Source organism: Zavarzinia sp., from assembly GCF_041650655.1.
Classification (GTDB): Bacteria; Pseudomonadota; Alphaproteobacteria; order Zavarziniales; family Zavarziniaceae; genus Zavarzinia.
In genome coordinates this window covers 37,688-49,377 of the sequence record NZ_JBAZKR010000023.1, presented here as the reverse complement: position 1 = coordinate 49,377, position 11,690 = coordinate 37,688, and the positions used below count along the sequence as shown (strand labels likewise).

Sequence of the window (11,690 nt, the reverse complement as noted above, 5' to 3'; positions counted from 1 at the left end):
CAGATCGAAGAACCCAGGCTGACCCATGACGCCCCCCGTCGTGACATCAAGCCAATGGAATCACGAAACCCGTCAGGTGGCTCGGGTTTTTAGAGGTGCCCTACTGCTACCGCATGTGCTTTAGCTACAGAGGGGGCGTGCCTGGCCGTGGCTCCGCAAGTGGCGGCCAGTGGCGCCGTCGCGGGGGGCGCCGTCGGCTACGCTTTCGGCCTAGTGGAGGAGCTCTTCAACGAAGCTGCTGATGATTTGTTTGGTGAGACCGATAATGCAACTGCTGATCAAATGTTGCATGGAAGTTCTCTGGAATCGCAGCGGCCGACATATGTGTATCAGTTAGTCGACCCAAAAGATGTTATTTTAAAATACGGGATAACATCTAATCCCATTCCCCAAAGTAGATATTCGACAACTCAATATGCGGCGATGGGGGCGCGCATGCAGTTGCTCGGGGTCTACCCAACGCGACTGCAGGCTCGCGTCGAAGAATTTGGATTACATGCAAAATATTTCATAGAAAATGGGCGTTTGCCGCCGTTATCATCTCGTTTCTAGGGCAATCATGAGCGAAGATTTTAGGCCTGTGATCGCGGGAGGCATAGTGGTAAATTGAAAGTTTATGGGAAGGAACCATGGCTCGAAAAGAAAATACTAAATTTCGATTTCTCGTTCGGCCGGTCACAACAGTGAATATCGGAAATGGAAATTTGTCTTGGATTTTTGAAGAGAAAATTAAATTTATAATTGATAACGCGGAGTTTTCTTCCCCAATATCGGGCATACTGATTTTGCCAACGATAATTGATAGAAATATTGTTCCTCCGCCACCTGATTATGTTGGGTATAAGAAATCAGATAATTCGGTAAGCGTAGGACTCAACATAGATTTCTCGTTGTGGCAGCGCTCTTCGGAGCTTGAGAGGCTTGCCTTGTTGGCAGATAATATTCGGGATTCGCTAAGAATGATAAAAAATCGTTATTTATTGGAGGTTGATAGAAAAAAACTGTATAAAGTTGTCGATGAAGCGCAAGCGGAATTGGCATCTGAGGTTCAATCGTAACACAAAAACCACGCTATTTCGCATCTTCGGCAATGTTCCGCAAGTAGCAATGTCGACGAGCTATACAGGAACGGTAATTGGCTGACAGTGCCGCCTTTATGGGCAGGGTTTTCAGGCCGCATTTTGTGACTTTGATGTGGGTGCGTTGGTCTCCTTCGGCAGTCCATCGGTGAATGCCTTTTCGGGGGTTTCTGCAGTTCATACCCCGGCCCTGGTGAGGTCGCCTGGTGTTGTAGACGACGAGGTAGTTGTCGTGCGACGCTTGCATTTCTTCGATGGTCTCGAACCAGGTCCGGCGGCCCTCGACCCTGAAGTGCTCATCGAGCAGGGTGCGATGCCGGCCTCGACGGCGCCGTTGGATTGCGGGTCTTTGCGCGGGCGCGCTTGCGCTCGATGCTCTCTAGCGGACGCGCGAGGTTATCGGAGCGTTGGTCCTCGCGGTCGCGGAATGCTGACCGATATTGGAAGGCGCTCTCGGGCCATTACTTCCGTACATATGCGTGCATTCCGCCTGTACAGAAACGGTAATTGGCTGACAGTGCCGCCTTTATGGGCAGGGTTTTCAGGCCGCTTTGTTTGGCTTTGATGTTGGTGCGTTGGTCTCCTTCGGCAGGCCGTCGATGAAGGCTTTGGCGGGGGTCCTGCCGTTCATGCCCCGGCCCTGGTGAGGTCGCCTGGTGTTGTAGGCGACGAGGTATTCGTCGAGCGCGCCCTGCATTTCTTCGATGGTCTCGAACCAGGTCCGGCGACCCTCGACCCTGAAGTGCTCGTCGAGCAGGGGGCGATGCAAGCGCTCGACGATACCGTTGGATTGCGGGCGCTTCACGCGGGTGCGCTTGTGCTCGATACCTTCGAGCTGGAGGAACAATTCGTAGGGGTGCTGGTCCTCGCGGCCGCAGAATTCCCGGCCATTGTCCGACAGGACCGCGTCGATCCTGGCGTCATGAGCGTCGAAGGTCGGCAGGACGTCGTTGTTCATGAGCTGGACGGCGGTCAGCGGCAGCTTGTTGGGATAGAGGCGCGCCCAGGCATGGCGGCTGTGGCAGTCGATGGCGGTCTGGAGATAGACCTTGCCGACACCCTTGAGGGCGCCGACGAAGAAAGTGTCGACGGCGACGAGGGCGCCGGTATGGGGCGCCTCGATGTGGCGTTCGCGGAACTCGGGGCTGAAGCGTTCGAGCAGGCGGACCTGATCGTCGGAGAGGGTCAGCTTGCGCTCGGCGGTGGCCTTCTTGAGGCGCAGCAGGCGGTCGTGCTTGGTCAGCAGGGCATGGCGCTGCCAGACGCCGCGCACCCCGTCGGACGAGACCTGAACGCCCCGCAGGACCAGTTCCTGGGCGACGCGCATGGGGCCGTGGCAGGGATGTGCCAGGGCATGGTCGAGGATGGCCTGTTCGACCTCGGCCGCGACCCGGTTGGGATGAGGGCCGCGGGCACCGGGCAGGCGGTCGATCAGCCCTTCGGCGCCATAGGTCTGGAAGTTCCGGCGGATCTCGTAGAACTGCTGGCGGGAATATCCCATCACCCGGCAGGCCTTGCTGACATTGCCGAGATCGGCCGCCAATTCGAGCAAGCTGAGCTTGCGACGTGCTACTTTCTTCTCCGTGGTCATGTTCGTCCCCGGTCGGGGGGCGATGTTGCTCGCAACTCCATCAAACCCGCCCAGAGGCGGCATGGCCACACCGGCCCCGCGCGGGGCCGGTGTGGCTCTATCTGTCAGGTCATTACCCTCTCAGCACACGCCGCCAATGCCGCGAGAAGGCGAGGCCGTCATTCTCGAAGGCGGCGATGCGGCAGTCGAGGACGAGGCGGCCGGCCTCCACCCCGACATCGCTGCGGGTTTCGAGGCGGATGGCCCAGCCGGGGCGTCGCATGTGCATCTCGCGCGTGATCGTCGCTTGGGCGCTGGCGGGATCTCCCGGCAGGATCGAGAAGATGTCGAGCCCGTCGCTGTGGAAGGTGAGGCCGTCCACTTCCGTCGCCTGGCGCTTCGTTTCGATCGTCAAGGTCGTGCGCCCGCTGGCGGCGTCGATCGTCGTGATCCGGCGGGTCTCCTCGGGCCGCAGGATCTCGTGCGGCAGCGCCGGGGCCCATTGGGGCGGCGCCATGGCGGGCAGCTTCACCATTTCCGCCGGCAGGCCGGGCAGGGAGAGGCTGGCGCCCGCGAGATGCAGGACGACACCCAATTGCGTCGGCTCGGGCCAGGCCATGGGCCAGTAGGCATTCGATACGGCGAGGCGGATGCGATGACCGGCGCCGAAGCGATAGGCGACCCCCTTCAGGGCGAGGCGCAGGCGGAAGGGGACGCCGATGGGAACGCCGGCCGGACGTTCCACCCGGTGCAGGCCGAAGGTGACGCGGGCGGAGGTGCCGTCCGGCGCCACGTCGCAAAGCCGCAGTGCCAGCGTGGCGACCGATCCGGCGAGGGCGACGGAGCAGTCGAGGAACGCCTTGCCGACCAGATCCACGGGGGCGCCCAGGCGGAGAGTGTCGAAACAGACCGAGAGCCCATCGTCGGGCCGCTGATCGGTCTGGAATTCGGGGCCGGAACTGCCGCCGTCCAGGGGGCACCATTCGCCACCCGCCATGCCGGCGGTCATCGGCGTGTCGACCGGGATCGACGGCGGTGCCACCGGCGGGGCGGACGCCAGGCGTCCCTCGTCCAGATGGAAGAGCGACGCATCGGTCCCGGGGGCGGGGGGCCAGGCCGGCAGGCCCCGCCAATCGCCGCCGATCGCCGGCATATGGGCGTCGGGCTTCAGGCCTTCGCCGTGCCAGAGGCGGATCGTCGGCTCGGCCATCATGCCGGTGTCTTCGCCCTTCAGCCAGTGCTTCCACCAGCGGAGCGCCTCCTGCAGGAAGTCCACGGCCGGCCCCGGCGCGCCCCAGGTCGGATAGACATGGGTCCAGGGCCCGATCAGCGCCTTGCGCGGGACCGAGAGATGCTCCATCAGGCGCAGGACCGCGTCGCTGTAACCATCGGTCCAGCCGCCGACGGCATAGACCGCGCAGGCGATCGCGCCGTAATCCTCGCAGACCGAGGCGTGGCGCCAGAAATCGTCCCGCCTGGGATGCGCCAGCCAGGACGCCAGCGGCGGCTCCAACCCCTCGAGGCGCCGATGCCACATCTCGCGCCACTTGTCGCCGACGTGCCGGGGATCGGGCGGCCGGGCCAGTTGGCCGAACAGTCCGTGACCCCAGGCGATACCGTCGGACAGCAGGCAGCCGCCCATGTAGTGGACATCGTCGGCATAGCGGTCGTCGGTCGAGCAGCAGGTGATGATGGCCTTGAGCGCGGGCGGCCGCCGCGCGGCGACCTGGAGGGCGGCGAAACCGCCCCAGGAAATCCCGATCATGCCGACTGAGCCGCTGCACCAATCCCGTGACGCCAGCCAGGCGATGACCTCGACGGCGTCGTCCTGTTCCTGGCGCAGGTATTCGTCGCCCAGCAGGCCGCCGGAATTGCCGCTGCCCCGGATGTCGACGCGGACGCAGGCGATGCCGTGGCGGGCGAACCAGCCATGCATCATGGAATCGCCGACCGCCGTCATGTCCGACTGGCGATAGGGGATCCATTCCATGACCACCGGAAAGGGGCCGGCGCCGTCCTCCGGCAGCCACAGCCGCGCCGCCAGCGGCGTGCCGTCGGACAGGGGGATCGTGATCTGACGGAAAGCTGCGGGGGCCTGCTCAATAGCCATGGGAACGGTCCACCTCGTTCAGCAGGGGAAGGCCGGCCGCGCGCCGGCGCAGGTTCTCGACCAGGATGTCGAGCATGCGGTCGACATGTCCCGCCGGATCGTCGGCCGAGACGTGAGGGGTGACGATCAGCCGTGGCGCATCCCAGAGTGCGGCGCCGGCCGGCAGCGGTTCCGGCGTGGTGACGTCGATCACCGCGCCGCCGAGCCGCCCGCCGTCGAGCGCCGCGATCAGCGCCTCCTGGTCGACGAGGTCGCCGCGTCCGAAATTGGCGAAGCCCGCCCCCGGCGCCATGCGGCCGAAGAAGCGGGCATCCGCGATGCCCCGCGTCGCCGGGGTGAGGGGCAACGCCAGGACGACGAAATCCGCCGTCCCCAGGGCCGTTTCGGCCTCGGCGGGCGAGAGTACGGCATCGAAGCCCGCCGCCGGCCCGCCCCGCCGGCCGACGCCGACGGCTTCGATGCCCAATTGTCCGGCGCCTGCCGCGATCGCCCGGCCGATGCCGCCGGTCCCGAAGATCAGCGCCCTCCGCCCGGCGACCGAGGGAGCCAGCTTCCGTTCCCACCCGTGACGGCGCTGCGCCGTCACGAAATGGGGAATCTGGTTATGCAGCATCAGGAACACCATCATCGCCCATTCGCGGAGCTTCGCGCCATGCACGCCCTTCGCCGTGGTCAGCGCGACATGGCGCGGCAGCCAATCGAGCGGCAGCAGATGATCGATCCCGGCCGAGCTCAACTGTATGAGGCCGAGGTGCCGGGCCGCGCCGAGCAGGCGCGTCGGCACGTCGGCGCCGATCAGCACGTCGGCCCGGACGAGAGCGTCGGCGATCGCGGGATCGCCGTCGGGCCGGGTCTCGACCGTAATCTCCCTCATCTCGACGCCGGCCCTCGCGAAGGCCGCCGCCAGACGTTCGGGCGTCACGTGGAAGACCGCCGACTGCCCCGGCGGCCGCAGCACCAGGAGACGAAGGGGCGCGGGCCTTCCGTCGGCATCTCGGTGCAATTCTGTCGATTTCATGGGCGATCCCGTTCTCGCCGTCAGCGGTCGACATACCAGGTGAGCAGGCTGCCGCCATCGACCGGCAGCATGTGCCCGGTGATATAGGCGGCATCGTCCGAGGCGAGGAAGGTGACCGCCTTGGCCACTTCCTCCGGCAAGCCGGGGCGGGCGAGGGGAAGACGGCCGAAGCGCGCCACCAGCTCGGGCCGGCGGTCGCGCCAGGGGTCGTCCGCCGCGAAGATCGGGCCGGGGCTGACGCCGTTCACGCGGATGCCGCTTGGCGCCCATTCCAGAGCCATCTGCCGGGTCAGGTTGATCACCGCCGCCTTCGACGGCGCGAAGGCGCCGCGCCCGGCCCAGGCCCGATGGGCCGAAGCCCCGGCGATATTGACGATGGTCCCGCCGCCGGCCGCGGCCATGCGCCGGGCCGCGGCGGTGCCGGCCAGGAAACACCCCTTGGTGTTCACCGCGAAGGTCGCGTCCCATTCCGCCGCCGGCAGTTCCGCCAGCAGGGCGGCTCGGCCGTGGCCGGCGTTGTTGACCAAGATATCGATCCGGCCGAGCGCCGCGGCGACGAGATCCATCGCCGTCTCGACCGAGGCCGGGTCGGTAACGTCGATGGTCGCGGCCAGCGCCCGGCGGCCGTGGCGGCGGACCTCCGCGGCCACCGCTTCGGCGCTGTCCATGTCGCTGCGGGCGAGGACGGCGACGGCCGCCCCCTCCCGCGCGAAGTCGACGGCGATGGCCCGTCCGATCCCCTTGCCGCCGCCGGTCACGATCGCCACCCGGCCGCTCAGGCGGCCCTCCGTCGTCGCCATGCGGGTATCGTCTCCTGTGCCGCTCAGAAACCGATTTCCTTGCGGGGAACATAGGGCGCCTCGAGTGCCGAGACCTCTTCGGGCGACAATTTCACGGCGAGCGCCGCCACGGCGTCGTCGAGATGGCTGGTCTTGGTGGCCCCCATGATCGGCGCCACCATCGCCGGCTTCTGCAACAGCCAGCCCAGGGCGACCTGGGCCATGGGCAGGCCGCGTGCCGCCGCCACTTCCGCCAGGCGGTCGACCACCGGCCGGTCGATCTCCTTGGTGTCGTCGTAGAGCGTCTTGGTGAACTGGTCGCTGGCCGAACGGTTGGTCGGTTCCGCTGTCCAGGGACGCGCCAGGATACCGCGGGCGAGCGGGCTCCAGGGGATCACGCCGACGCCTTCGGCGGCACAGAGACCCATCATTTCGCGTTCTTCCTCGCGGTAGATCAGGTTGATGTGGTTCTGCATCGAGACGAAGCGGTTCCAGCCCCGCGCGTCGGAAACGGCGAGCGCCTTCATCAACTGCCACGCCCGCATGGTCGAGGCGCCGATATAGCGGATCTTGCCCGCCTTGATCATGTCGTTCAGGGTTTCCAGCGTCTCCTCGATCGGCGTATTGGGGTCCCAGCGGTGGATCTGATAGAGGTCGATGTAATCGGTGGCGAGGCGCTTCAGGCTGGCGTCCAGCTCGGTGATGATGGCCTTGCGCGACAGGCCCTCGGCATTGGGCCCGGGCCGCATCGGGCTGAACAGCTTGGTCGCGATCACGACCTCGTCGCGCCGGGCGAATTCCTTGATCGCGCGGCCCAGCACTTCCTCGCTCGTACCCTTGGAATAGACGTTGGCGGTATCGAAGAAATTGATGCCGATCTCGATCGCGTGGCGCAGGATCGGCGTGCTCGAATCCGCGCCGAGCGTCCAGGCGTGGCGGCCGGTGCCGGGCACGTCGTAGGTAAGGCAGCCGAGGCAGATCCGCGAGACTTCGAGGCCGCTCTTTCCCAGTCGAACATATTCCATGGTCTTGTCTGTCCTCATGTTGACGCCGAGGGCACGGCGAAACACGCCCGCGGCCGGAATCGGCCGGGGCGGTGCGGGCTATTCCCGACCGCTGTGGTCAGGGGGCGAGATGGGTCTTCAGAAGCTCGACGAAATCGCGGGCGACCTGGGACAATTCGCCGTGGGTCGGGTGCAGGATGGCGATCTCGTATTTGATCGTCGGCACGAAGGGCCGCTTCACCACGTCTTCCGTGAAGGGATTGGAGACCACGGGATCGATGATGCCGACCCCGCAGCCGGCCGCCACCAGCTCGCAGGCGGTGGAGAAGAATTCCGTCTCGGCCACCACGTTCCAGCGTGCGCCGTATTGGGAAAAGGCGTTGGCGACCTGCTGGTAGAGCGGATCGCCGCGGAACAGGGTGACGAAGGGGACGCCGTCCAGGTCGGCCGGCGTGATGACGTCCTTTTCCGCCAGCGGATGGTCGGGCGGCAGCATGCATTGGCAGGCGTAGGAGAAGACGTCCATCAGCGCGGTCGGATAGTCGATCGGCAGTTCGGCGATGGCGAAGTCGAACTGCTGGGTCGCGACCAGATCGCGCACGCCCTGCGTGTTCCGCGTGATGATGCGCGTCCGTAATCCCGGGCGTTCCGCCACGAACAGCGACAGGATGCGCGGCAGAAGGCTGATCGAGATGCTGGCATAGGCGGCGATCGCCAGATAGCCGTGCTTGCCGAGGCGCACCTGATCGGCGACGCGCACCACATTCTCGATCCCTTCGAGCGCCCGCGCCGCTTCGACATAGAGCAGCCGTGCCTCGGGTGTCGGATGCAGCCGGCCGGCCCGTCGGATGAACAGCGGGAAGCCCACTTCGCGCTCGAGACCGGCCACGATGGTGCTTACCGCGGGTTGCGACAGGCCGAGAAGTTCCGCCGCCCTGGTCATGGTGCCGTGCAGCATCAGGGTGCGGAAGCATTCCAGATCGCGGATTCTCATGCGCCATTCTATAGCCTCAGCTTATACCTGACACAAGTCGCCTTATTGGAAACTCATGATCGCCGGTGGTTAACTTATTCCCGTAACGGCGATGGCGCGACATTGGCATGAAGATAAAACATCATCAACCAAAATAAATGTCGCGATAGATTGCAGGTGAAGTCTGAACAACTTCATGATTGGAAATAAGATGAGCCTTAATGCGCTGAATAATGAAGACGAATCGGATGGTCGATATCTTTCGGTTATTCCGGCGCGTAAGGGTATTGCCCTGATCATGGAAAAAGGTGATCAGATAAAAATAGTCAATACCTATGGAAAACAGGTCATCGATACGTGGGCATTCAATGCCGGCGACCTGAAAGAATATATGTCGATGGAGCATAGTCGCGCCTCGATGCTGAAGATCATTCCGGGGATCGGGGATTCTCTTGTGACGAACAAGCGCCGCCCGATCTTGACGGTGATGGAAGACACCACGCCCGGTGCGCATGACACGCTGATCGCCGCCTGCGACTGCTATCGCTATCAGGAATTGTGTGGCGCCGATGACCACGACAATTGCACGGATAATCTGGGCGTGGCGCTGAAGGCCCTGGGGCACGAGCGCATCCATACGCCCTGTCCGCTCAATCTGTTCATGAACGTGCCGGTCGCGCCCGACGGCGGCATCGAATTCGTCAGTCCGACCAGCGAGGCGGGCCAATACATCGTCCTGCGGGCCGAAATGCGGCTGGTCATCGCCATGTCGGCCTGCCCGCAGGACATCACGCCCGTCAACGCCATGGAGCCCTGCGACGCCCATTACATGATCCTTTGACCGCGGCCAGAACGCCCGACGGCGCCGAAAGCCGGGGATGGGGTGACAACGAACGAGAGGTCGAAATGCGAATGCCCTTGCCCTTGAAGATCCTGTCCGTCCTCGTCCTGCCCCTGCTGGCCGCTATCGTGCCGGCGGCGGCGGCCGATATCGCCATTCCGGTGCAGGATGCGGATCCGGCGCTGCACGCATTGCTGCCGGACGCCGTCAGGGCGAGCGGCAGGATCACGCTCGTCACGGATGCCCACGCCCTGCCGTGCGAGGCCTTCGACGACGCTCGCCAGACGATCGTCGGCTTCGAGCCGGATGTTATCCGGGCCGTTACCCAGAAGCTGGGCGTCGGGGTCGAAATGACCTCGACGGATTTCCCCGGCGTGATCCCGGGCCTGCAGAGCGCGCGCTACGACATGGCGATGTCGTGTCTGACCGACCGGCCCGACCGCGAGGAGTCGATGACCTTCATCGACTATTGGATGGGCGTGGCGGCGATCTACACGCTCGAGTCCGACACCTCGGTCACCGAAGATCCGCTGACCCTCTGTGGACTGAGGACGGCGGCCCAGAGCGGCATCTCCTACATCGACATGATCAACAACCTGCTGTCCGTCCATTGCGAGAAGAACGGCAAGCCGCGGATCGAACTCAGCGAGCTGCCGTCGCGCGCGGCCGTCCTCCTGGCGCTCTATGCGGGACGCATCGATTTCGCCCTGAGCGACACGGCGGCGGCGGCCGACCTGAAGGCCAAGGCGCCGAAGCCGGTCCGCATGGTGGCGAACCGCTTCCTGCCGCGCTCCTATACCGGTTTTGCCGTGCGCAAGGACGACACCGCCCTGGCCGCGGCACTTCAGGCCGGGCTGAAGGCGATCTACGAGAACGGCACCTACGATCTGATCGCGAAGAAGTGGCAGCTCGAGCCGCTGAAGCTCGAAGCGCCCGGCATCAATCTCGCGACGGCCCAGCCGTTCGACAACCCGAAGCCTTGAGCGGCGGCGAAAGATGTGTGCGATGCCGACCGAGTATCCCAGGCCCGATGGCGTGCCGTTCGCCATGATCGGCGACAATGCCGGGGTGGTGCCGTGGCGCCGCCCCTGGCTACGGATCGCGGCGGCCCCGGGCGTCGCGACCTGTCTTCTGTCCCGCGCACAGGGGCGCATCGAACGCCATTCCGGGTGGGGACGAGGAAGGAAGTCATGAAGTTCGGCCTGTTCAACCTGATGTCGCTGCGCGACAACCCGGGCGGGATCCGGGGCGTCCTCTCGGACACGCGCAAGCTGGTCCGCCTGGCGGAAGAGATCGGCTTCGACGCCGCCTGGTTCGCCGAGCATCACTTCACCAACAATTCGATCAGCACCTCGCCCATGATGGTGGCCGCCCATATGGCGGCGGTGACCAGCCGCATCCGGCTCGGCGCGGCGGTCCTCGTGCTGCCGCTCTATCACCCGCTGCGTCTCGCCCAGGAGATCGCATTCGTCGACCAGGCGAGCGACGGCCGGGTCGTCATCGGCGTCGGCCCCGGCTATCAGCCCTTTGAATTCGCCCGCTACGGCGTCGATCTCGAGACCCGCGCCGACCTCTTTCTCGAATGCTGGGACGTGATCGAGCAGGCGCTGTCGCAAGGCCATGTCGAGTACCGCGGCCGCTTCCTGACGATCCCCCCGACCACCCTGATGATGCGTCCCGTGCAGGCGCCGCTGCCGGACGTCTATGTCGCCTCGTCCAACCCGGCGATCCTGCGCCACATGGTCCGTGCCGGCGCCAGGCCCTTCGTCCAGGTCGGCTGGCAGGGCAGCCGGGTGCTGGCCGAAAAGGTCGCGTCGCTGCACGAAGCCTGGGCGGAAGCCGGGCTCAGCCATCTGCACATGCCGGTCGCGGTCCAGCAGTACATCCACGTCACCGACGATCCGGCCGAGGCCCTGGAGGCGGCGGAGCGGGCGCGCTATGTGGCGCGGCTCGTCCATACGCTGCGCAAGCCGAGGCTCGATTTCGACGGCATCTTCGTCCGTTCGGCGCCGCTCGACGACGAGCCGCCGCTCGAAGTCTTCCGCGACAATCTCATCATCGGCGACGCCCACCACGTCGCCGAGCGCATCGTCGCGGAATTCAACAGATTACGGCCCGACTATTACAACTGCTTCTTCCAGTTCGGCGACATGCCCATTGCCAGGGCGTGCCGCTCGCTCGAAAAATTCGGGGCCGAGGTGCTGCCGCTGGTCGAGAAGGCACTCGGCCCGCTTGCCGCATTCGGCTCCAGATCAACCTTGTCGAAACCGGCCCAGGCGATCGCCGGTTGAAGCGTAACCCGAGAGGACGGATCCC

Annotated in this window: 11 protein-coding genes; 5 read left to right on the top strand and 6 right to left on the bottom strand. The window is 64.9% G+C overall.

Annotated features, from left to right (window positions below):
• Positions 1-147 precede the first annotated feature (147 nt).
• Together WC493_RS07435 and WC493_RS07430 are read left to right on the top strand one after the other, a co-directional pair.
• Positions 148-552: a hypothetical protein gene (locus tag WC493_RS07435; RefSeq protein WP_373064121.1), complete on the top strand. Its 405-nt coding sequence runs from the start codon at positions 148-150 to the stop codon at positions 550-552.
• Between the two features lie 77 nt (positions 553-629).
• Complete coding sequence (locus WC493_RS07430) at positions 630-1,058, top strand: hypothetical protein (RefSeq protein WP_373064119.1); 429 nt, start codon at positions 630-632, stop codon at positions 1,056-1,058.
• A gap of 562 nt (positions 1,059-1,620) precedes the next feature.
• Here WC493_RS07430 and WC493_RS07425 read toward each other — a convergent pair.
• From WC493_RS07425 to WC493_RS07400, 6 genes are all read right to left on the bottom strand, one after another.
• Positions 1,621-2,670 carry an IS481 family transposase gene (locus WC493_RS07425; RefSeq protein WP_373064117.1) on the bottom strand — a complete coding sequence of 350 codons (1,050 nt, stop codon included), beginning with the start codon at positions 2,668-2,670 and terminating at the stop codon, positions 1,621-1,623.
• A 112-nt stretch (positions 2,671-2,782) separates the two neighbouring features.
• Positions 2,783-4,759, bottom strand: coding sequence for a CocE/NonD family hydrolase (locus tag WC493_RS07420; RefSeq protein ID WP_373064115.1), 1,977 nt, complete (start codon positions 4,757-4,759; stop codon positions 2,783-2,785).
• Positions 4,749-5,777, bottom strand: coding sequence for a D-2-hydroxyacid dehydrogenase (locus tag WC493_RS07415; protein WP_373064113.1), 1,029 nt, complete (start codon positions 5,775-5,777; stop codon positions 4,749-4,751). Before WC493_RS07415 ends, WC493_RS07420 begins: the two co-directional genes overlap by 11 nt.
• A 20-nt stretch (positions 5,778-5,797) precedes the next feature.
• Positions 5,798-6,577 (bottom strand): SDR family NAD(P)-dependent oxidoreductase, encoded by a 780-nt coding sequence (locus tag WC493_RS07410; RefSeq protein WP_373064111.1) that lies wholly within the window; start codon positions 6,575-6,577, stop codon positions 5,798-5,800.
• Positions 6,578-6,600: 23 nt separating this feature from the next.
• Positions 6,601-7,581 carry an aldo/keto reductase gene (locus tag WC493_RS07405; RefSeq protein ID WP_373064109.1) on the bottom strand — a complete coding sequence of 327 codons (981 nt, stop codon included), beginning with the start codon at positions 7,579-7,581 and terminating at the stop codon, positions 6,601-6,603.
• A gap of 97 nt (positions 7,582-7,678) precedes the next feature.
• On the bottom strand, positions 7,679-8,554 hold the full coding sequence (locus WC493_RS07400; RefSeq protein ID WP_373064107.1) for a LysR substrate-binding domain-containing protein: 876 nt from the start codon (positions 8,552-8,554) through the stop codon (positions 7,679-7,681).
• 190 nt (positions 8,555-8,744) lie between these two features.
• Here WC493_RS07400 and WC493_RS07395 point away from each other — a divergent pair, with 190 nt between their 5' ends.
• From WC493_RS07395 to WC493_RS07385, 3 genes are all read left to right on the top strand, one after another.
• Positions 8,745-9,374 (top strand): DUF1989 domain-containing protein, encoded by a 630-nt coding sequence (locus WC493_RS07395; protein ID WP_373064105.1) that lies wholly within the window; start codon positions 8,745-8,747, stop codon positions 9,372-9,374.
• A gap of 71 nt (positions 9,375-9,445) precedes the next feature.
• A complete protein-coding gene (locus tag WC493_RS07390; RefSeq protein ID WP_373064103.1) occupies positions 9,446-10,357 on the top strand; it encodes a transporter substrate-binding domain-containing protein in 912 nt (303 codons plus the stop codon).
• 207 nt (positions 10,358-10,564) lie between these two features.
• The gene (locus WC493_RS07385) at positions 10,565-11,665 is read left to right on the top strand and encodes an LLM class flavin-dependent oxidoreductase (protein WP_373064101.1); all 1,101 of its coding nucleotides are present in this window, start codon (positions 10,565-10,567) and stop codon (positions 11,663-11,665) included.
• Positions 11,666-11,690: the final 25 nt, after the last annotated feature.

Bases quoted from the DNA above. Each gene is read 5' to 3' on its own strand.
- WC493_RS07430 (WP_373064119.1), top strand. From the start codon at position 630: ATGGCTCGAAAAGAAAATACTAAATTTCGATTTCTCGTTCGGCCGGTC.
- WC493_RS07425 (WP_373064117.1), bottom strand. From the start codon at position 2,670: ATGACCACGGAGAAGAAAGTAGCACGTCGCAAGCTCAGCTTGCTCGAA.
- WC493_RS07420 (WP_373064115.1), bottom strand. From the start codon at position 4,759: ATGGCTATTGAGCAGGCCCCCGCAGCTTTCCGTCAGATCACGATCCCC.
- WC493_RS07415 (WP_373064113.1), bottom strand. From the start codon at position 5,777: ATGAAATCGACAGAATTGCACCGAGATGCCGACGGAAGGCCCGCGCCC.
- WC493_RS07410 (WP_373064111.1), bottom strand. From the start codon at position 6,577: ATGGCGACGACGGAGGGCCGCCTGAGCGGCCGGGTGGCGATCGTGACC.
- WC493_RS07405 (WP_373064109.1), bottom strand. From the start codon at position 7,581: ATGGAATATGTTCGACTGGGAAAGAGCGGCCTCGAAGTCTCGCGGATC.
- WC493_RS07400 (WP_373064107.1), bottom strand. From the start codon at position 8,554: ATGAGAATCCGCGATCTGGAATGCTTCCGCACCCTGATGCTGCACGGC.
- WC493_RS07395 (WP_373064105.1), top strand. From the start codon at position 8,745: ATGAGCCTTAATGCGCTGAATAATGAAGACGAATCGGATGGTCGATAT.
- WC493_RS07390 (WP_373064103.1), top strand. From the start codon at position 9,446: ATGCCCTTGCCCTTGAAGATCCTGTCCGTCCTCGTCCTGCCCCTGCTG.
- WC493_RS07385 (WP_373064101.1), top strand. From the start codon at position 10,565: ATGAAGTTCGGCCTGTTCAACCTGATGTCGCTGCGCGACAACCCGGGC.